The organism is Mesorhizobium sp. 113-3-3 (genome assembly GCF_016756495.1).
GTDB lineage: Bacteria > Pseudomonadota > Alphaproteobacteria > Rhizobiales > Rhizobiaceae > Mesorhizobium.
The window spans coordinates 1,912,333-1,929,827 of the sequence record NZ_AP023243.1 but is presented as its reverse complement, the minus strand read 5'-3'; the positions used below and the strand labels follow the sequence as shown (position 1 = coordinate 1,929,827).

Annotated in this window: 18 protein-coding genes; 9 read left to right on the top strand and 9 right to left on the bottom strand. The window is 63.8% G+C overall.

Translation table 11 applies throughout. The features are described from left to right. The first annotated feature begins 4 nt into the window (after window positions 1–4). From JG746_RS09340 to JG746_RS09320, 5 genes are all read left to right on the top strand, one after another. Window positions 5–862, top strand: coding sequence for a TrmH family RNA methyltransferase (locus JG746_RS09340; protein ID WP_202357870.1), 858 nt, complete (start codon window positions 5–7; stop codon window positions 860–862). A gap of 13 nt (window positions 863–875) precedes the next feature. Next, on the top strand, window positions 876–1,373 hold the full coding sequence (gene lspA, locus JG746_RS09335; protein WP_202357869.1) for a signal peptidase II: 498 nt from the start codon (window positions 876–878) through the stop codon (window positions 1,371–1,373). A 58-nt stretch (window positions 1,374–1,431) separates the two neighbouring features. Beyond that, window positions 1,432–2,421 (top strand): acrylyl-CoA reductase (NADPH), encoded by a 990-nt coding sequence (gene acuI, locus JG746_RS09330; RefSeq protein ID WP_202357868.1) that lies wholly within the window; start codon window positions 1,432–1,434, stop codon window positions 2,419–2,421. Window positions 2,422–2,562: 141 nt separating this feature from the next. Continuing rightward, on the top strand, window positions 2,563–4,845 hold the full coding sequence (locus JG746_RS09325) for a PAS domain-containing hybrid sensor histidine kinase/response regulator (RefSeq protein WP_202357867.1): 2,283 nt from the start codon (window positions 2,563–2,565) through the stop codon (window positions 4,843–4,845). A gap of 286 nt (window positions 4,846–5,131) precedes the next feature. Continuing rightward, window positions 5,132–6,007 (top strand): GNAT family N-acetyltransferase, encoded by an 876-nt coding sequence (locus tag JG746_RS09320; RefSeq protein ID WP_244730877.1) that lies wholly within the window; start codon window positions 5,132–5,134, stop codon window positions 6,005–6,007. Between the two features lie 147 nt (window positions 6,008–6,154). Here the strand turns inward: JG746_RS09320 and JG746_RS09315 are convergent, their stop codons facing one another. After that, the gene (locus JG746_RS09315; RefSeq protein WP_202357865.1) at window positions 6,155–6,787 is read right to left on the bottom strand and encodes a trimeric intracellular cation channel family protein; all 633 of its coding nucleotides are present in this window, start codon (window positions 6,785–6,787) and stop codon (window positions 6,155–6,157) included. A gap of 113 nt (window positions 6,788–6,900) precedes the next feature. Further along, window positions 6,901–7,533 carry a nucleotide exchange factor GrpE gene (gene grpE / locus JG746_RS09310; RefSeq protein WP_202357864.1) on the bottom strand — a complete coding sequence of 211 codons (633 nt, stop codon included), beginning with the start codon at window positions 7,531–7,533 and terminating at the stop codon, window positions 6,901–6,903. A 237-nt stretch (window positions 7,534–7,770) separates the two neighbouring features. Between grpE and JG746_RS09305 the strand changes: the two genes are divergently transcribed. Further along, on the top strand, window positions 7,771–7,971 hold the full coding sequence (locus JG746_RS09305; RefSeq protein WP_202357863.1) for a hypothetical protein: 201 nt from the start codon (window positions 7,771–7,773) through the stop codon (window positions 7,969–7,971). 90 nt (window positions 7,972–8,061) lie between these two features. Further along, complete coding sequence (locus JG746_RS09300; RefSeq protein WP_202357862.1) at window positions 8,062–9,084, top strand: fatty acid desaturase; 1,023 nt, start codon at window positions 8,062–8,064, stop codon at window positions 9,082–9,084. 49 nt (window positions 9,085–9,133) lie between these two features. Here the strand turns inward: JG746_RS09300 and JG746_RS09295 are convergent, their stop codons facing one another. The 7 genes from JG746_RS09295 to cysG all read right to left on the bottom strand — a co-directional run bounded on the left by JG746_RS09295 (window position 9,134) and on the right by cysG (window position 16,544). Beyond that, the gene (locus JG746_RS09295) at window positions 9,134–9,754 is read right to left on the bottom strand and encodes a DJ-1/PfpI family protein (protein ID WP_202357861.1); all 621 of its coding nucleotides are present in this window, start codon (window positions 9,752–9,754) and stop codon (window positions 9,134–9,136) included. A 184-nt stretch (window positions 9,755–9,938) separates the two neighbouring features. Continuing rightward, the gene (locus tag JG746_RS09290; RefSeq protein WP_202357860.1) at window positions 9,939–11,546 is read right to left on the bottom strand and encodes a GMC family oxidoreductase; all 1,608 of its coding nucleotides are present in this window, start codon (window positions 11,544–11,546) and stop codon (window positions 9,939–9,941) included. Window positions 11,547–11,641: 95 nt separating this feature from the next. After that, window positions 11,642–12,175 carry a DUF934 domain-containing protein gene (locus JG746_RS09285; protein ID WP_202357859.1) on the bottom strand — a complete coding sequence of 178 codons (534 nt, stop codon included), beginning with the start codon at window positions 12,173–12,175 and terminating at the stop codon, window positions 11,642–11,644. 172 nt (window positions 12,176–12,347) lie between these two features. Continuing rightward, window positions 12,348–13,112 (bottom strand): phosphoadenylyl-sulfate reductase, encoded by a 765-nt coding sequence (locus JG746_RS09280; RefSeq protein WP_202357858.1) that lies wholly within the window; start codon window positions 13,110–13,112, stop codon window positions 12,348–12,350. Beyond that, window positions 13,087–14,757: a nitrite/sulfite reductase gene (locus JG746_RS09275; RefSeq protein ID WP_202357857.1), complete on the bottom strand. Its 1,671-nt coding sequence runs from the start codon at window positions 14,755–14,757 to the stop codon at window positions 13,087–13,089. Before JG746_RS09275 ends, JG746_RS09280 begins: the two co-directional genes overlap by 26 nt. A gap of 45 nt (window positions 14,758–14,802) precedes the next feature. Further along, the gene (locus JG746_RS09270) at window positions 14,803–15,096 is read right to left on the bottom strand and encodes a DUF2849 domain-containing protein (protein WP_032931682.1); all 294 of its coding nucleotides are present in this window, start codon (window positions 15,094–15,096) and stop codon (window positions 14,803–14,805) included. Continuing rightward, on the bottom strand, window positions 15,093–16,544 hold the full coding sequence (gene cysG / locus JG746_RS09265) for a siroheme synthase CysG (RefSeq protein ID WP_202357856.1): 1,452 nt from the start codon (window positions 16,542–16,544) through the stop codon (window positions 15,093–15,095). Before cysG ends, JG746_RS09270 begins: the two co-directional genes overlap by 4 nt. Here cysG and JG746_RS09260 point away from each other — a divergent pair. Beyond that, window positions 16,519–16,776, top strand: coding sequence for a hypothetical protein (locus tag JG746_RS09260; protein WP_202357855.1), 258 nt, complete (start codon window positions 16,519–16,521; stop codon window positions 16,774–16,776). The two genes, cysG and JG746_RS09260, sit on opposite strands and share 26 nt — an antisense overlap. A 140-nt stretch (window positions 16,777–16,916) precedes the next feature. Next, window positions 16,917–17,366 carry a baeRF12 domain-containing protein gene (locus tag JG746_RS09255; RefSeq protein WP_202357854.1) on the top strand — a complete coding sequence of 150 codons (450 nt, stop codon included), beginning with the start codon at window positions 16,917–16,919 and terminating at the stop codon, window positions 17,364–17,366. The last annotated feature ends 129 nt before the right edge of the window (window positions 17,367–17,495 follow it).

Sequence of the window (17,495 nt, the reverse complement as noted above, 5' to 3'; positions counted from 1 at the left end):
CTGAATGAACGAACGGCATGTGGGCGCACCCGGCCAGGTGAAGGAAGTCACCAGCCTCGCCAATCCGCTGATCAAGGACATCAAGGCGCTCGCCTTGAAGAAATTCCGCGACCAGCAGAATGCCTTCATGGCCGAGGGACTGAAGCTGGTCATCGATGCGCTCGATTTGGGCTGGCAGATCCGGACGCTTGTGTTCGCCAAGGCCGGGCGCGGCAACCCGGCGGTGGAAAAGGTCGCGGCGCGCACGGTTGCCGCGGGCGGGACGGTGCTCGAAGTGTCGGAAAAAGTGCTTGTCGCCATCACCCGCCGTGACAATCCGCAAATGGTGGTCGGGGTTTTTTCGCAGAAATTCCTCGCCCTCAGGGATATCCGCGCCGACAATGGCGATGTCTGGGTGGCGCTCGACCGGGTGCGTGACCCTGGCAATCTCGGCACCGTCATCCGCACCGTCGATGCTGTCGGCGCCAAGGGTGTCATCCTGGTCGGCGACACCACGGATCCGTTTTCCGTCGAGACCGTGCGCGCCACAATGGGTTCGATCTTTGCCGTGCCGGTGGCCAAGGCAACGACCGAGGCCTTTCTTGCCTGGCGCGGCGGCTTTTCCGGCCTCGTCGCCGGCACGCATCTGAAGGGTGCGGTCGACTACCGCTCGGTCGATTTTTCCCGTGGTCCGGTGCTGCTGATGATGGGCAATGAGCAGCAGGGCCTGCCCGAAAGCCTGGCGGCCAGTTGCGACCGTCTGCTCAGGATTCCGCAAGCGGGCCGCGCCGATTCGCTCAATCTCGCCGTCGCCACCGGCATCATGCTGTTCGAGATCCGACGTGGCGCGCTGAAGCTCGAACCAATCGCCGACCAGCAATGAAGGTTGCCCGCCCGTGAGATCGTTGTCCCCCTACGCGCTGCTCGTCGTCGCGGCCATCGCGCTCGATCAGTGGATTAAGCATCTGGTAGAGATCGGCCTGCCCTTCCAGGAGAAGCTCGATCTGGTGCCGTTCCTGGCGCTGTTTCGCACCTACAACACCGGCATCGCCTTCTCGATGTTCTCCTCCTTCGGCGACACCGGCCTGGTAGTCATCGCCGTTCTGGTCGTCGCTTTCGTGCTCTATCTCGCCACCCGCACGCCATCGGGCCATGTCATCGCCCGCACCGGCTTTGCCCTGATCATCGGCGGCGCGCTGGGCAATCTGATCGACCGCGCCGTCTACGGCCACGTCATCGACTACATCCTGTTCCACACGCCGGTCTGGTCGTTCGCCGTCTTCAACCTCGCCGACGCCTTCATTTCCGTGGGTGCTGCCCTGGTCGTCTTCGACGAACTCATCGGCTGGCGCCGCGAGCCCAAGACTTCGGACGCCAAGCCTTCCAAAGATTGACCCTGCGCGGCCTTCGCCGCACAGTTCCAGGACGCCAAGCAAGTTCGCGGAGAAAAAGATGTCCGAAACCTTCAAAGCCATCCTCGTCTCGCGCGATGCCGACAAGAAACAGTCCGTCGCCGTGACCGACCTTACCGAAACCGAACTGATGGAGGGTGACGTCACCGTCGCGGTCGAGGCGACCACGGTGAACTACAAGGATGGGCTGGCGATTACCGGCAAGGCGCCGGTGGTCCGCCGCTGGCCGCTGGTGCCGGGCATCGACTTCGCCGGGACGGTCATCTCGTCCTCCAATCCCGACTGGCGCAAGGGAGACAAGGTCATCCTGAACGGCTGGGGCGTCGGCGAAACGCATTTCGGCGCCTATGCCGGGCGCGCCCGCGTCAAGGGCGACTGGCTGGTCCCGCTGCCGGAAGGCATCAGTGCGCATGACGCGATGGCGGTCGGCACCGCCGGTTATACCGCCATGCTTTGCGTCATGGCGCTGGAGCGGCACGGTATCCTGCCCGATCGCGGCCCGGTGGTGGTGACGGGTGCTGCCGGCGGTGTCGGTTCGGTCGCGGTCTCCATACTGTCCAGTCTGGGTTATCACGTCATTGCGTCGACCGGCCGCAATGCCGAAAGCCCCTACCTGATCAATCTCGGCGCCGCCGAGGTGATCTCGCGCGACGAGCTCAGCCAGCCCACCAAGCCGCTGGCCAAGGAACGCTGGGCCGGCGGTATCGATTCGGTTGGCAGCCACACGCTGGCCAATGTACTGTCGATGACTTCCTATGGCGGTGCGGTTGCCGCCTGCGGCCTGGCTGGCGGCATGGACCTGCCGGCGAGCGTCGCCCCCTTCATCCTGCGCGGCGTCTCGCTGCTTGGCGTCGATTCGGTGATGGCGCCGAAGGCCGTGCGCCTCGAGGCCTGGCGGCGCATCGGCGCCGATCTCGACCTGCACAAGCTCGCCAGCCTGTCCACCACCATCGGCTTCGACGGCATCATCGATGCCGCGCGCGACATCGTCGATGGCAAGATCCGCGGTCGCGTCGTCGTCGACATGTAGGCCCGCCTGCGGGCCGCAGGCAGGGACGGATCGCCAAATGCAGTGGCGAATCCGCCGCTGCCAGGGCAAAAACGCCCTATCCGCTAAAATTCGAACGATCCGCCGCAATTTTCCATAATCTCTGTCTGGCAAGGGTTTCGCATGATCGCGGAATCCGACAGCCAACAGGCAAACAAGGGCGACGATGTCGATGCGGTTGCCGCGCCGGCGCGGCGGTTCATCGCTGCGCCGCCGCTGGTGCCCGAGCAGCAATTGGCCAAGCGGCAAGGCCTGCCGCTGCTCACTTTCGTTGCCATCCTGATCCTGGCGGCCCTCGCACATCTGACCGGGGCGCCGATTTTCATCAGTCTCGCCTTGCTGGCGACCGGCCTCGCCGGCCTTGCCATGCATCTGCATGCCAGTCGCAGCGTCCACCGCACGGTGGTGCTGCTGGACGAGACCACCGCCCGAAGCCGCGCCGAGATCGAGACGCTGGCAGACCGCATGTGGGAAATGCAGGAAAGCGAGGAGCGCTTTCGCGGTCTCATCGACGCGCTTGGCGACCTCGTCATCCATCGCGATCGCGACGGTTACATCGTCTATGCCAACAAGGTGTTCGCCGATCTGGTTGAAACCGATCAGCGCGATCTTGCCGGCAAGACCCTGGCCGAACTCGGCATCGAGGTCGGCATCGTCCCCGACGCCGCCTTTTCCGATCACGAGTGCCTGAGTTCCACCGACGTCGCCATCCGCACGCCGAGCGGCCCGCGCTGGTTCTCCTGGATCGAACTGTCGGTGCGCGAAAAGGACAGCGGTGCGGTTTCGCATCGCGCCATCGCCCGCGACATCACCGCCCGCAAGCGCGCCGAATCCTCGCTGATCACCGCGCGCGAGCGCGCCGAATATGCAAGCCAGGCCAAATCGCGCTTCCTCGCCACGGTCAGCCATGAAATCCGCACGCCGATGAACGGCATCATGGGCATGGCGAGGCTCTTGGCCGATACCAGCCTGTCGCCGGAGCAGCAGACCTATGTCGGCGCCGTTTCGACCTCGGCCAGCGCCCTGCTCGCCCTGATCGAGGACCTGCTTGACTATTCCAAGATCGAGGCCGGTCGCTTCGATCCGGAGCCGCAGCCCATGTCGGTGCGCGAGATCGCCGACAACATCATCGAATTGCTCGCCGCCCGCGCCTTCGCCAAGGATATTGGCCTCGGCTGCCACGTCGAGCCGGATGTACCGCAATTGATCACAGCCGACCCCGGCCGGGTCAGGCAGGTGCTGCTCAATCTGATCGGCAACGCCATCAAATTCACCGATGGCGGCGGCGTGCTGGTCAGCATCGCGCGTGCCCGCACCGAGACCAGCGACCGCATCTGCTTCACCATCACCGACACCGGTCCCGGCCTGCGCGAAGAGGACATGGAGCGCATCTTCGAGGAGTTCGAACAGGCCGACGGCACCTCGACGCGTGCACATGGCGGGGCGGGGCTCGGGCTTGCCATCTCCAAGCGGCTGGTGGCTGCCATGGGCGGTACGATTTCGGTCTCCAGCCGGCTTGGCCAAGGGTCGGAATTCGTCTTCGAAATTCCGGCCACGGAGGCCACCGGAGCGCCGCAGGGCCGCCAGAACGTGCTTGCCGGCAGGCGCGCGGTGATCCTGTCCAGGAACGCCGTCGAGGCCGACGCCATCGCCCGCACCATCCGCGCCAATGGCGGCACGGCAGGCATCGCCACCACCGTGGCGCAGGCAGCGCCCCTGGCGGAGGGCTGCGACGTGCTTCTGGTCGACGCCGCCATGGAGGAGAGCGACGGGAGAGTGCTCAAGCGATTGCGCCAGAGCGGTTTCACCGATTGCGAAGCCATCACGTTGATCGCGCCGACCGACCGCGGCATGCTTGGCGAGTTCCGCGCCAGCGGCTACGCGACTTTCCTGGCCCGGCCGGTGCGCGGTGGAACACTTTTGCGTGTTCTTTTGACCAGCCACGCGCCGGCCCTTGCCCAGCCGCAGCCGGAAGAGCGCCGCGCGCCGACGCGCCGCGCCTCAAGCGACCGCCAGCAGGGCCTGTCCGTGCTGATCGCCGAAGACAACGACATCAATGCCATGCTGGCCCGCGCCACGCTGTTGAAGGCGGGGCACCGCGTCAAGGTCGTCGGCAATGGCAAGGCCGCGGTCGAGGCCGTCACCAGTGCTGCGCACAAGCACCGCTTCGACGTGGTGCTGATGGACCTGCATATGCCTGTCATGGACGGGCTGGACGCCATCGCCGCGATCCGCCGCCATGAGGAAGAGACATCGGCGCCGCCCGTGCCGATCATGGTGCTGTCGGCCGATAGCCAGGAAAAGACCCGCCACGCGGTGCTTGCCCACGGCGCCAGCGGCTTCGTCACCAAGCCGCTCGACCCGGATGCACTTGTCAACGCCGTCGAGGGCCAGGTTGCGGCTTGATCTGATTTTTTCCAACCTCGCGGCTGACGTATGTCGCCCCAAAGCCGCCCGGTTCGCCGAGGGCGGCAGCCATGAAAACAAGGGGTTGAGGCACGTTGACTTGATCCGTGCAAACGAGGCGCGTCGTACCCCTCTTCACCTAGCGTAGCCGGTTGACCGTTTTCGCCAGCCGACGAAGTATTGCCCGCGACGCCTTATCACGGTACTGTCACAATCCTGTTGCACCTACACCGTATCCCCGTGCCAAGAGGGATGGCTCGAAGGAGAATCACTCGTGCATACAGTTATGCCGGAATGTGACACTCGGCCGAACGCCAGCAGCGCCTTGCTCGCCGGACGTAATGTCGATTCCGTCATAAAAGGCGCAGCGCTCGGTCGTATCGGCAATCTCGAAGTGCGGCTCGCCCGCAACGAGACCGAGATCGCGGCCGCGCAGGAAGTGCGCTACCGCGTATTTTACGACGAGCTTGGCGCCCGCAAGGATCTGTTCCAGGCGCAGGATCGCCGCGACGCCGACCGGTTCGATCCGCTCTGCGATCATCTGCTCGTCTTCGACAATTCGATTTCCGGCCCCGAACACCGCCGCATCGTCGGCACTTACCGGCTGCTGCGGCAAGAAATCGCGGCCGCCGCCGGAGGCTTCTATTCCGAAGGCGAATTCGAGTTGACCAAGCTCATCGCCCGCCATCCCGGCCAGCGTTTCCTCGAACTCGGCCGTTCCTGCGTTTTGCCGGAATACCGCTCGAAGCGCACCATCGAGGCGCTGTGGCAAGGCATCTGGGCCTACATCAATCACTACGAAATCGGCGTGATGACCGGCTGTGCTTCCTTCCACGGCACCGTGCCGGCGGCGCATGCCGAGGCGCTCACCTATCTCGCCCATCACTGTCGCACCAACTCGGCCTGGGATGTGCGCGCGGTGTCCGGACGCTATTGCTCCATGGACCTGATGCCGATCGAGGCGGTCAACACCAAGGCGGCGATCGCGGCGATGCCGCCTCTGGTCAAGGGCTATCTGAGGGTCGGCGCCCGCATAGGCGATGGCTGCGTCATCGACCGCGAATTCTCGACGGTCGATGTGTTCGTCGTCATGCCGGTCAAGGAAATCGGCGCCCGCTACGTCAATTATTATGGCGGGGAAGCGCAGCGCTTTGCGGCATAGCGAATAGCGAATAGCGAATAGCGAATAGCGAATAGCGGATAGCGGATAGCGAATAGCGAATAGCGAATAGCGAATAGCGAATAGCGAATAGCGAGAGCTACGCCGCAATCCTGCGGTCTGTCATCCTTATTCGCTATTCGCTCCCTTTCACGGAATATCCTCAGGCCGCCGGCCAGGCCGGCTCTTGTACGACGGAAACGACCAGCCGAAGCGCAGCGCACCGCCGCGCACGGCGAGCGCCACGACGAAGCCAGCCAACCCCGAGACGATCTGCGGCAATCCGGCGACGTCGCCCAATGTGAAGATGGCCGCGCCGGCCAGGGCGGCCGTGACGTAGATTTCCGGCCTCAGCAGCACCGATGGCTCGCCTGCAAGCAGATCCCGCAATATGCCGCCGAAGGTCGCGGTCAGCATGCCGGTGATGATCGAAACGACCGGCGAACCGGTGATTGCCAGGCCCTTGGCCGCGCCCATCACCGAAAAGGCGGCAAGGCCGATCGCGTCGAGCCAAAGCAGCAGCTTGTAGCGGGATTCGACGCGATGCGCAGTGAAGAAGACCAGGACCGCCACGACAGCACAGATCAGCACATAGTCGCGATTTCCCACCCAGAAGACCGGCACGTTGAGAATGAGATCACGAAACGTGCCGCCGCCAATGCCGGTGACGCTGGCAAGGAACAGGAAACCGATAATGTCGAGTTGTTTGCGCGAGGCAGCCAACGCCCCGGTCGCCGCAAAAACGGCGACGCCGGCATAGTCGAGAAGGGCGATGGGATGCATTGAAGACCAGGGGAGTAGGGCAGTAAGGCAATAGGGGAAGAATGAATAACACAGAGCCGAATGAATGTACGGCTCCTCTGTTTCCCTACTGCCCTACTGCCCCACTCCCTTAATCAAGCATCCTTCTCCGCCTGCTCATTCACCGGCCCCGGCTCGACCGGCGCCTCGACGGCTATCTTCGGGCCGCCCTTGGCGACGCCGACCATGGCCGGACGCAGCACGCGCTCGCCAATCGAATAGCCGGGCTGCACGACCTGGACCACCGTGTTGGCCGGGACATCGGGATTGGGCACTTCGAACATCGCCTGGTGGAAATTGGGATCGAACTTCTCGCCTTCCGGCGCGAGCTTCTTGACCCCGTGCCGTTCCAGCGCCGACAGCATGGCGCGCTCCGTCAGGTCGACGCCTTCGATCAGCGCCTTGAAGCCGGCATCGCCCGACGCCTTGGCCTCCGCCGGAATGGCGTCGAGTGCCCGACGCAGATTGTCCGACACCGACAACATGTCGCGAGCGAAATTTGCAACCGCATAGGTGCGCGCATCGTGCACGTCGCGCGCGGTGCGGCGGCGCAGGTTCTCCATCTCGGCCGCGACGCGCAGCGCGCGGTCCTTCAGCTCTTCATTTTCCTTCAGCAGCCGCACAAGCGCTTCATAGTCGCCGTCAATGCTGCCTTCCGTGCGCTCGGCATTGGCCTCGGCCGCCTCGGCTTCACTGGGCGCGCGTTCGTCTTTTGCCTGGTCGCTCATCGCCGTTTCCCGTCATCTCGAATGGTATGGATTTGCGCCCGATATCGAGGTTTGGCAGCCAAAAATCAAGGGGTAAGCCACCATTGGGCCTTTGGCCGGGCCTGGGCGGTGACCAATAGCGCTCCTTCGATTTTAATTCAAATTTTACCAAGACTGTCGCCTTGGCTTGCCACGGAAGCGTGATGTGGGAACCATTCCCCTGCTGGAGGAGTTTCGGAGCCGACACAGGATTTTGAAATGATGACCCGCGACAAGGCTGAAAAAGGAGAAAGGCTCGCCGCCGAAGTCAGGCGCCAGTTCGGCGCCGAGGCGATGACGCGTTTTCTGCGTACCTTGCCGGCTTTCCGTATCGAAGCCGATACGCACGACCGCTTCAGGCAATTGCTCGACCGCCTCGACCGGGTCGAGGACGGCGACACCAGATTGCGGCGGCAGTAACTCCAGTCAGGCGCTTACGCGACAATTACGCACAGTAATTTTGCGTGATGGCCGCCTTGCGGCCGCCACATGCCATGCCTATGCTTCCTGATGAACATGATTTCCCCCGATGCGGCCGCCAACAGCAAGCGCGCCTGGCTGAAGATTCTGGCGCGTTACAAGAAGCCGGACCGGCGACGCAGCGCCGTCGAACTCGCCATCACCCTCATTCCGTTCGCCACGCTCTGGGCGCTCTCCTCGGCCGCCTATTCTTATGGCCATTGGTGGGGGCTGATCCTGATCCTTCCGGCGGCCGGGTTCCTGGTACGCATCTTCATGATCCAGCACGATTGCGGCCATGGCTCCTTCTTCGCCAACCGCTACGCCGACGACTGGATCGGCCGGGCGCTCGGCGTCCTGACACTGACGCCCTACGATTGCTGGCGGCGCGCCCACGCGACCCATCATGCCAGCGCCGGCAATCTCGACGAACGCGGCATGGGTGACATCACGACCTTGACCGTTGCCGAGTACCGGCAATTGTCCTGGCGCGGGCGCCTCGCCTATCGCCTTTATCGCCATCCCCTGGTGATGTTCGGCCTTGGGCCGATCTGGCTGTTCATCTTCTCGCAAAGACTGCCCATCGGCATGATGCGCGGCGGTCTGACGCCCTGGGTGTCATCGATGACCACCAACCTCGCCATCGCGGTTGCGGCGGCGCTGCTTATCTGGGCCGTCGGGCCCGGCGCTTTCCTGGTCGTCCATCTGCCGATCGTCATTCTCGCCGGCTCCGCCGGCATCTGGCTGTTCTACGTCCAGCACCAGTTCGAGGAGACGGAATGGGCCAAGGACGACGACTGGGAGTTCCAGCATGCCGCGCTGCACGGCTCGTCCTATTATGACCTGCCGCCGGTGCTGAACTGGTTCACCGGCAATATCGGCGTCCACCACGTCCACCACCTCTCCGCCAAGGTGCCGGGCTACCGGCTTCAGGAAGTGCTGCGGGATTATCCGGAGCTGCGCGGCATCGGCCGTGTCACGCTGCTCGACAGCCTGCGCTGCGTCAAACTTGCATTGTGGGACGAGAACCGCCGCAAGCTGGTGTCGTTCCGCGAAGCGCGAGCGACGATGTAGCCCGACGACCGCCGCGCCGTGGCGCGGCGGCGGGGAACAAAAGTCCTGTTCAGGCGGCCTGGCGCTCGTCGCGCATCAGGATTTCGCCATGGCGGATTTCGGTGCCAAGCACCTTCAGGCATTCGCGGATGAAGTTGGACAGGCCAGGCCAGCCCTTGGCTGAAACCAGATTGCCGTCGACATGGGCGCCGGTCGGCGCGACATCGATATAGATGCCGCCGGCCAGCGTCACTTCCGGCTCGCAATAGTGCAGCGCCGCCACTTCCCTGCCCCGCACCACACCGTCGACCGCGATCAGGATCTGCACGCCGTGGCAGATGGTGAAGATCGGCTTGCCGGTCTCGTGGAAATGCCGCACCAGTGCCTGCACCCGCTTGTCGATGCGGATGTATTCCGGGCCGCGCCCGCCCGCCGCGTAGACGGCGTCATACTTGGCCGGATCCACCTCGGAGAACGTCTTGTTGAGGATGTAGTCGTGGCCGGGCTTTTCCGTATAGGTCTGGTGGCCTTCGAAGTCGTGCAGCGAGGTCTTCAGGACATCGCCCGCCTTCTTGTCCGGGCAGACGACATGCACGGTGTGGCCGACGGCATGCATGGCCTGTTCAAAGACGAAAATCTCATACTCCTCGCTGAACTCGCCAACGAGCATCAATATTTTCTTGCCAGCCATTCCCGGTTCCTCCCTTGTGGCCATATTTATTTCGGGTCACGAAATAATGTTCCCTATCCTAAGGGCAGGACGGTTAAAGGGAAAGCGCAAATCGGAAAATTGGTATGACCAGCTCTCCTCCTTCTCAACCGAAAGCGCTTCTCGGCAAACGAAAATAGCTTCGCTGGTTCGACCAGAACCGCAGTCAGGCGGCCGCCTTGATCATGTCCGCCGCCTTCTCGGCAATCATGATGGTCGGCGCGTTGGTGTTGCCGCCGATCAGCGTCGGCATCACCGAGGCGTCGACGACCCGCAAGGCCTTGAGCCCGTGGACCCGCAATTGCGGATCGACCACCGCCATCTCGTCGACGCCCATCTTGCAGGTGCCGGCCGGGTGATAGATCGTGTCGGCGCGGGCACGGATGTGGGACATCAACTCCGCGTCGCTCGAAACACCGGCGGTGTAGATTTCCTTGTGGCGATATCTGGCCAGCGCCGGCGCCTCCAGAATAGAGCGCATCATCCTGGCCCCCTTGAGCAAAAGTTCGGCATCGCGTTCGTCCGAAAGAAAGCGTGGATCGATGCGCGGCGGCGCCATGGGATCATGGGTCGACAGCCCGACCTCGCCGCGCGAATGCGGCCGCAGCACGCAGACATGACAGGAAAAGCCATATCCCATATGCAGCTTTCGGCCATGGTCATCCACGATCGCGATGCAGAAATGCAGTTGCAGGTCGGGCCGTTCTATCGCCGGATCGGATTTGAGGAAGGCACCGCCTTCGGCATAGGGCGTGGCGATCATACCGCCGCCATCCTTGCGCCAGCGCAGCATGTGCCGCAGCAGGCCAGGCAAGCCGCGCAGGCCGATGCCCATCATGTCGGCATCCCTCGACGTCCAGCCCATGATGAAATCGAGGTGGTCTTGCAGGTTCTTGCCGACACCGGGCAGTTCATGAATGACCGGAATGCCATGCATGGCAAGCTCGGCAGCCGGCCCGATGCCCGACAGCAGCAGGAGCTGAGGCGAACCGAAGGCGCCGCCACAGACGATCACCTCGCGCCTGGCTTTCGCGAGGGCTTCGCCCTTCCCCACGCGATACCGCACGCCGGTGGCGCGCTTGCCGTCGAGAATGACCGCCGTGGCATGCGCTCCGGTGATGACGGTAAGGTTCGACCTGTTCAAGACCGGTTGCAGATAGGCAGCGGCCGCCGAGCAGCGCTCGCCATTGCGGCGTTCGCCCCAGAATTGCGTCACCTGGTAAAGTCCGGCACCTTCCTGTTCGACGCCGTTGAAATCATCGTTGCGGCGGATCTGGTTTTCGCCGCAGGCCTCGACAAAGGCCCGGGAGAGCGGACGTGGCTCCTGCTGCTCGGCAACCCGCAATGGCCCATCGCCGCCATGCAGGGCATCAGCGCCGCGTTGATTGCCTTCCGCCCGCCGGAAATAGGGCAGCACCTCGTCCCACGACCAGCCGTCGCAGCCGAGGTCGGCCCATTCGTCATAGTCGCCGCGGTGCCCGCGCGTATAGAGCATGGCATTGATGGCACTGGATCCGCCCAGCGCCTTGCCGCGCGGCTGGTAGCCCTTGCGACCGCCAAGACCCTGCTGCGGCACCGTCTCGAACGCCCAGTTGTTGATCTTCGGCCGGCCCGGCAACAGTGCGATGATGCCTGCCGGCGCGCGGATAAGCAGGTTGCTGCCCGCGCCGCCGGCTTCGATCAGGCAGACCCTTTTCGATGGATCTTCCGACAGGCGCGCGGCAAGCGTGCAGCCGGCGGACCCACCACCGGCGATGACATAGTCGAAATCCATGATTTCCTCCTCGCACCCGGCGGATGTTTCCGTCCGGACAGCTCAGAGAAGGCCCGATCGCAAGCGATGTAAAGACGGGCGCAATTACCGCTGCGTCAGCTGTTGCGAACCCGCCGCCAGGAATATTTCGGGCCCTTGGGCTCAGGCACGGCGGTCGGCTGGTAGTAGAGCCCCAGCCCGCCGGTGTTGCCTTCTTCCAGGCGCTTCAGCAGTACCGGATTGGAGATCTCGAACTCGTCGAAGCCAAGACGCATCATATGCGGCAACGGGTCGACCAGCACCTGGCCGGTGGCGCGAACGGCGCCTTCGAAATGATAACGGCTGCGCAGCAGTTCGGCCTTGGAGAAGGAGCGCCCATCGCTGAAGGCCGGGAAGACCAGCGCCACCAGCGACAGCTGGTCGAGCAGGTCGACTATCTTCTCGAGCTGATCGCCGGGCTGCAGCACCACGCCGAGCCGCTCTTTGGCCGACCGGCGCACCTCCGGATCAAGGTCGAGGAACGCCTGCAGCGGCAGGATGAAGCGGCCATTGCCCGACAGCGCGTCGGCACTTTCGGCATGAGCCCACTCGTCCTCGCGAAAACCCTGCGGGGTCCAGAGCCGGGTCTCCGGTGTCGTCGTTTCGGTCATAAAAAAGGTCCTAAATATCTAAACGAGCCAAGGATGTGTTGAGATTCAGGTCAGGCTGCGCCGAAAATGGCGGCTTCCGAGAACCGGAGCGGAGCGTACTTGAAGTACGTGTGCACCGGAAGCGTATGAAGCTGCCATTTGCAGGCCAGCCTCACCTGAATATCGGCATATCCTAAAGGGATGCGTCGGTCAGCGACTTCTCCAGTCCCGACAGGTGGATGCCGCACTCGGTCTTGGCATGACCGGCCCAGCGGCCGCTGCGCGCATCCTCGCCCGGCTGCACCGGCTGCGTGCACGGAAAGCAGCCGATCGACAGATAGCCATAGGCGACCAGCGGATTTTCGCGCAGCGCATGCGCGCGCATGTATTCGGCCTGGTCCGAGGTCGTCCAATGCGCCAGCGGATTGATGCGGATGCGCGGGCCGACCGCCTCGAACACCGGCAGGGCCGCCCGCGTCGAGGCCTGGAAGCGCTTGCGTCCGGTGAACCAGGCGCGGAACGGCGCCACGCCACGCGCCAGCGGCTCGACCTTGCGCACGTCGCAGCAGGCATCCGTGTTGCTCTGGTGCAGATTGCCCGTCGGGTCGATCCGGGCGAGCGCGGCTTCCTCGGGCTTGATCACCTGGATGTTGGTCAGGCCGAAATCGGCGACGAGCGCGTCGCGGTAGCCGAGCGTCTCCTCGAAATGCTTGCCGGTATCGAGGAAGATGACCGGCAGCGTGCGGTCGATCTCGGCGATCATATGCAGCAGCACCGCCGAATCCGCCCCGAAGGACGAGACCGCTGCGATCTCGTCGTGAAACAGTTCGCGAGCCGAGCGTTCGATGATCTCGAGCGGCTTCAGATGGCCATAGAGCGCGTCGAGCCCCGCCGCCTTGGCGGCGACGCCGTCATCGACATCGGCGATATGGTCAAGCGGCCTTGGTTTCGCCAGCATAGAGCGCCTCCTTGAACGGCGCGGGACCGACACGGCGGTAGGCGTCGATGAATTTTTCCTGTGGGTTGAGCCGGAGGCCGAGATAGGTCTCGACGATCTGCTCGATGGCGTCGGTGATCTCCTCCGACGAGAAGCCGCGGCCGATGATTTCGCCGACCGACGTGTTCTCGTCGGCCGAACCGCCCAGCGTCACCTGATAGAGCTCGGAGCCCTTCTTCTCGACGCCGAGGATGCCGATATGGCCGACATGGTGATGGCCGCAGGCATTGATGCAGCCGGAAATCTTCAGCTTCAGTTCGCCGATCTCGCGCTGACGCTCCAGCGAGGCAAAGCGTTGCGAGATCTCCTGCGCGATCGGGATCGAGCGCGCGGTGGCCAGCGCGCAATAGTCGAGGCCGGGGCACGAGATGATGTCCGATATCAAATTGGAGTTGGCCGTCGCCAACCCGATGTCGACCAGCGCATCATAGACCGCCTTGAGGTCGGCGCGCGCCACATGCGGCAGGATCAGGTTCTGCTCATGGCTGACGCGCAGCTCGTCGAAGGCGTATTTCTCGGCGATGTCGGCAACCGCCTCCATCTGGCTGTCCGAAGCATCGCCCGGCACCTCGCCGATGCCCTTGAGCGAAATCGTCACCGCCGCATAGTCGGGATGGCGGTGCGTCACCACATTCTGGTCGAGCCACTCCGAGAAGCCCTTGGAATCGAGACGCGCCAGCTTGACCGCCTGGTCGCCTTCCGGCCGGTCAGCAAGCGTTGGCGGCGCGAAATAGGCTTCGATGGCGCGGATATCGGCATCCGGCAGCTTCAGTTCGGCGTCCTTCAATTCCTGCCACTCGGCCTCGACCTGGCGTGTGATTTCCTCGACGCCGGTCTCGTGCACCAGGATCTTGATGCGCGCCTTGTACTTGTTATCGCGGCGGCCATAGAGATTGTAAACACGCAGGATCGCCGTGCAGTAGGACAGAAGGTCGGCTTCCGGCAGGAAATCGCGGATCTTCCTCGCCACCATCGGCGTGCGACCCTGGCCGCCGCCGACATAGACGGCAAAGCCAAGCTCGCCTGCGGCGTTCTTCTTCAGGTGCAGGCCGATGTCATGCGTCTGGATGGCGGCGCGATCGCGCTCGGCGCCCGTCACCGCGATCTTGAATTTTCTCGGCAGGAACGAGAATTCCGGATGCACCGAGGACCATTGCCGCAGGATTTCCGCATAGGGGCGCGGATCGGCGACCTCGTCGGCGGCGGCACCGGCGAAATGGTCGGCGGTGACGTTGCGGATGCAGTTGCCGCTGGTCTGGATGGCGTGCATCTCGACGCTGGCGAGATCGGCCAGGATCGCCGGAATGTCCGACAGCGCCGGCCAGTTGAACTGGATGTTCTGGCGCGTCGTGAAGTGGCCGTAGCCCTTATCGTATTTGCGGGCGATGTGGCCGAGCATGCGCAGTTGCTTGCCGTTCAGCGTGCCGTAGGGCACCGCGATGCGCAGCATATAGGCGTGCAGCTGCAGGTAGACGCCGTTCATCAGCCGCAGAGGCCGGAACTGGTCCTCTGTGATCTCGCCGGACAGCCGGCGCTGGACCTGGTCGCTGAACTCGGCGACGCGGGCCTGGACAAAATCGTGGTCGAACTCATCGTAACGGTACATGCTTCGTCTTTCAGGGCGCGTCCGCCCGTTTCACTCAAATCCTGGCTATGCCGCCCGCTCGGCCTGCTTGCCGAGATCGCCGCGAATGGTCGGGCCGGCGGCGCGGATCTTTTCACGCAACCGCACCGGCTCGACGACACCGTCGACCACTTCCGCGTCGATCAGGTTGACATCGACCACTTCATTGTCGGCATAGGCCTTGGCGCCGATCGCCTCCAGGCGATCCTCGGCTGCCTTGTCATGGGCAAGGTCAGCCTGGCCCACCGTCTCGGCCCAGCCACCATCGGCGTACCAGACGGCGATGCCGTCGGTCAGGCGGTTGGCGGTCAGTATCTTCATGGCTCAACCTTCTCAGTGGCGGCTTTGACCGCGCCTTCTTGCCTGTGTGCCGCGAGCGGCTCGGACCGTTCAAAATTGGCGCCGGCGACGGCGTCGCCGATGATGGTCATGACCGGCCCGGAAAGATCGCCCCGCGCTTCCAGCGACGGCAGGTCGGCCAGCGTGCCGTGGAAGCGGCGACGGTTGGCAAGGCTGGCATTCTCGACCACGGCCACCGCCGTGTCCGGCGACAGGCCCGCCTCGATCAGCCGGCCGGCGACTTCAGCCGCCACCGAGCGGCCCATATAGACGGCGACGGTGGCCCCGGAAATGGCAAGCTTGGCCCAGTCGGGCAATGAATTGCCCTTGAGGTCGTGGCCGGTGGTGAACACCATCGACGAGGACACGCCGCGCAAGGTCAGCGGCAGTTCGAAATCGGCGGCGGCGGCAAAGGCCGCGGTGACGCCCGGAACCACTTCATAGGCAATACCGGCATCGCGCAATGCGGCCATCTCCTCGCCGGCGCGGCCGAACACCAGCGGATCGCCCGACTTCAGCCGCACCACGCGCTTGCCCTGCTGGCCGAGTTCGACCAGCAACGCGTTGATCTCGGCCTGGCTCTTGGTATGGCACCCCTTGCGTTTGCCGACCGGCAGGCGCTCGGCATCGCGGCGGCCCATGGCGACGACGGCCTCCGGCACCAGCGCGTCATGGACGATGACATCGGCTTCCATCAGCAGGCGATGCGCCCGCAACGTCAGCAGATCCTCGGCGCCGGGACCCGCGCCGACCAGGGCGATGTGGCCAGAAGCCGGTGCGTTCGAGAGCAGAAGATCCACGGCGGCGTCATGCGCCTGCGACAGCTGGCCAGCTTCCACGGCATGGGCAGGCGCGCCTTGGAAAAAACTGCTCCAGAAGCGGCGGCGGGCATTGCCCTTCGGCAGCAATTTTTCGGCCGCGCCACGCAGCGAAGCGGCGAGCGTCGCCAGCGAACCGAGCGATGGCGACAGCATCTGGTCGATGCGGCCGCGCAACATTTGGGCAAGCACCGGGCCGGCGCCTTCGGTGCCGATGGCGATGGCGACCGGCGCGCGATTGACCAGCGCCGGCGTGAAGAAATCGCAGAGCTCCGGCCGGTCGACGGCATTGACGGGAATGCCCAGACGGCGGGCGTCCTCAGCCACACGGCGGTCGAGCGTCTCGTCGCCGCTGGCGGCGAACACCATGACCGCGCCTTCCAACTGCGAGGCGTCATAAGCCGCCGCGACATGGCTGGCACCGGACTGAGCGATGAAGGCAAGCAGTTCAGGCTCGGCATTTTCGGCAATGATGCGCAGCACCGCGCTCGACTGTCCGATCAGCCGCGCCTTGGCGAGCGCCTCGTCGCCACCGCCGACGATGGCCACGGCTTCGCCCTCGACCCGCACGAAGACGGGAAAGGCATTGAGCTTGGCATTGGCCTGCGTCATAGGAAAAAGCAATCCGGGAACAGTGTCGCAGTTTTACGCCCGGGCGCGAAAAACCAGAAGCAAAGCACTCGCGCATCCTGCGATGGCAGGCAATCGCTTTTTCGCAACTGCGAAAGGCAGGAGAAAAATATTCCACATCCAGGATATGGACGGAGTCAATCCGCTGAAACAAGCCTTGATTTCAGGTCCTTTTAGCCGCCTGTCCTTTGTTTCGCAAAACAGTTTTTTCTAATTTCTACCAATTCGGTAGATTAAAGTCACCCACGCACGGATCGCGTCTTCAGCCATCGTCGTTCCACCGTCGGGGGATTGGAACGTTGCCGGGTTGAAACGCGTTCCGAAGCGTAGCCACTCATCAAAAGGAGCGCTTTCATGGACGCAATAAAACTGAAGCACGGCATCTGGGTCCTGGTGGCCGACGGCGAAAAAGCGCTCTTGCTCAAGAACGCCGGCGACAACAAATTTCCCAACCTCGAGGTCGTGCAGGTGATGGAACAGGAGAACCCACCCACCCGCGAACAGGGAAGCGACAGCCCCGGCCGGTACAATGACGGTCCGTCGGTGCACCGCAGTGCCGTCGAGGATACCGACTGGCATCGGATCGGCAAGGAACGCTTTGCGGAGGAGATCGCGGCCCGCCTCTACAAGCTCGCCCATGGCGGCGAGTTCGACAGCATCGTGCTTGTCGCCCCGCCGGTGATGCTCGGCGCCATGCGCAAGAAGCTGCATAAGGTGGTCGGTGACAAGGTGACGGCTGAAATTCCAAAAACCATGACCAACCACGCCATTCCCGAAATCGAGGCCATGCTGCAAGCAGCCTGACCGCTGGTCCCATTATCGGGGGCCAATGCCACAGTGCGCGCAAACCGGACCGGCAGCCTCTCGGCCGCCGGTCCAGCATTTTGCCGCCGCACGGTCGATTTTCCCACCCTTGCGGGTTGCATCACCGTC

Coding starts and splice junctions, on each gene's coding strand:
- JG746_RS09255 (WP_202357854.1), top strand. CDS start 16,917: ATGGACGCAATAAAACTGAAGCACGGCATCTGGGTCCTGGTGGCCGAC.
- grpE (WP_202357864.1), bottom strand. CDS start 7,533: ATGAGCGACCAGGCAAAAGACGAACGCGCGCCCAGTGAAGCCGAGGCG.
- JG746_RS09290 (WP_202357860.1), bottom strand. CDS start 11,546: ATGGATTTCGACTATGTCATCGCCGGTGGTGGGTCCGCCGGCTGCACG.
- JG746_RS09315 (WP_202357865.1), bottom strand. CDS start 6,787: ATGCATCCCATCGCCCTTCTCGACTATGCCGGCGTCGCCGTTTTTGCG.
- JG746_RS09285 (WP_202357859.1), bottom strand. CDS start 12,175: ATGACCGAAACGACGACACCGGAGACCCGGCTCTGGACCCCGCAGGGT.
- JG746_RS09275 (WP_202357857.1), bottom strand. CDS start 14,757: ATGTACCGTTACGATGAGTTCGACCACGATTTTGTCCAGGCCCGCGTC.
- JG746_RS09320 (WP_244730877.1), top strand. CDS start 5,132: ATGCCGGAATGTGACACTCGGCCGAACGCCAGCAGCGCCTTGCTCGCC.
- JG746_RS09305 (WP_202357863.1), top strand. CDS start 7,771: ATGATGACCCGCGACAAGGCTGAAAAAGGAGAAAGGCTCGCCGCCGAA.
- JG746_RS09300 (WP_202357862.1), top strand. CDS start 8,062: ATGAACATGATTTCCCCCGATGCGGCCGCCAACAGCAAGCGCGCCTGG.
- JG746_RS09295 (WP_202357861.1), bottom strand. CDS start 9,754: ATGGCTGGCAAGAAAATATTGATGCTCGTTGGCGAGTTCAGCGAGGAG.
- JG746_RS09280 (WP_202357858.1), bottom strand. CDS start 13,112: ATGCTGGCGAAACCAAGGCCGCTTGACCATATCGCCGATGTCGATGAC.
- JG746_RS09270 (WP_032931682.1), bottom strand. CDS start 15,096: ATGAAGATACTGACCGCCAACCGCCTGACCGACGGCATCGCCGTCTGG.
- JG746_RS09325 (WP_202357867.1), top strand. CDS start 2,563: ATGATCGCGGAATCCGACAGCCAACAGGCAAACAAGGGCGACGATGTC.
- cysG (WP_202357856.1), bottom strand. CDS start 16,544: ATGACGCAGGCCAATGCCAAGCTCAATGCCTTTCCCGTCTTCGTGCGG.
- acuI (WP_202357868.1), top strand. CDS start 1,432: ATGTCCGAAACCTTCAAAGCCATCCTCGTCTCGCGCGATGCCGACAAG.
- JG746_RS09340 (WP_202357870.1), top strand. CDS start 5: ATGAACGAACGGCATGTGGGCGCACCCGGCCAGGTGAAGGAAGTCACC.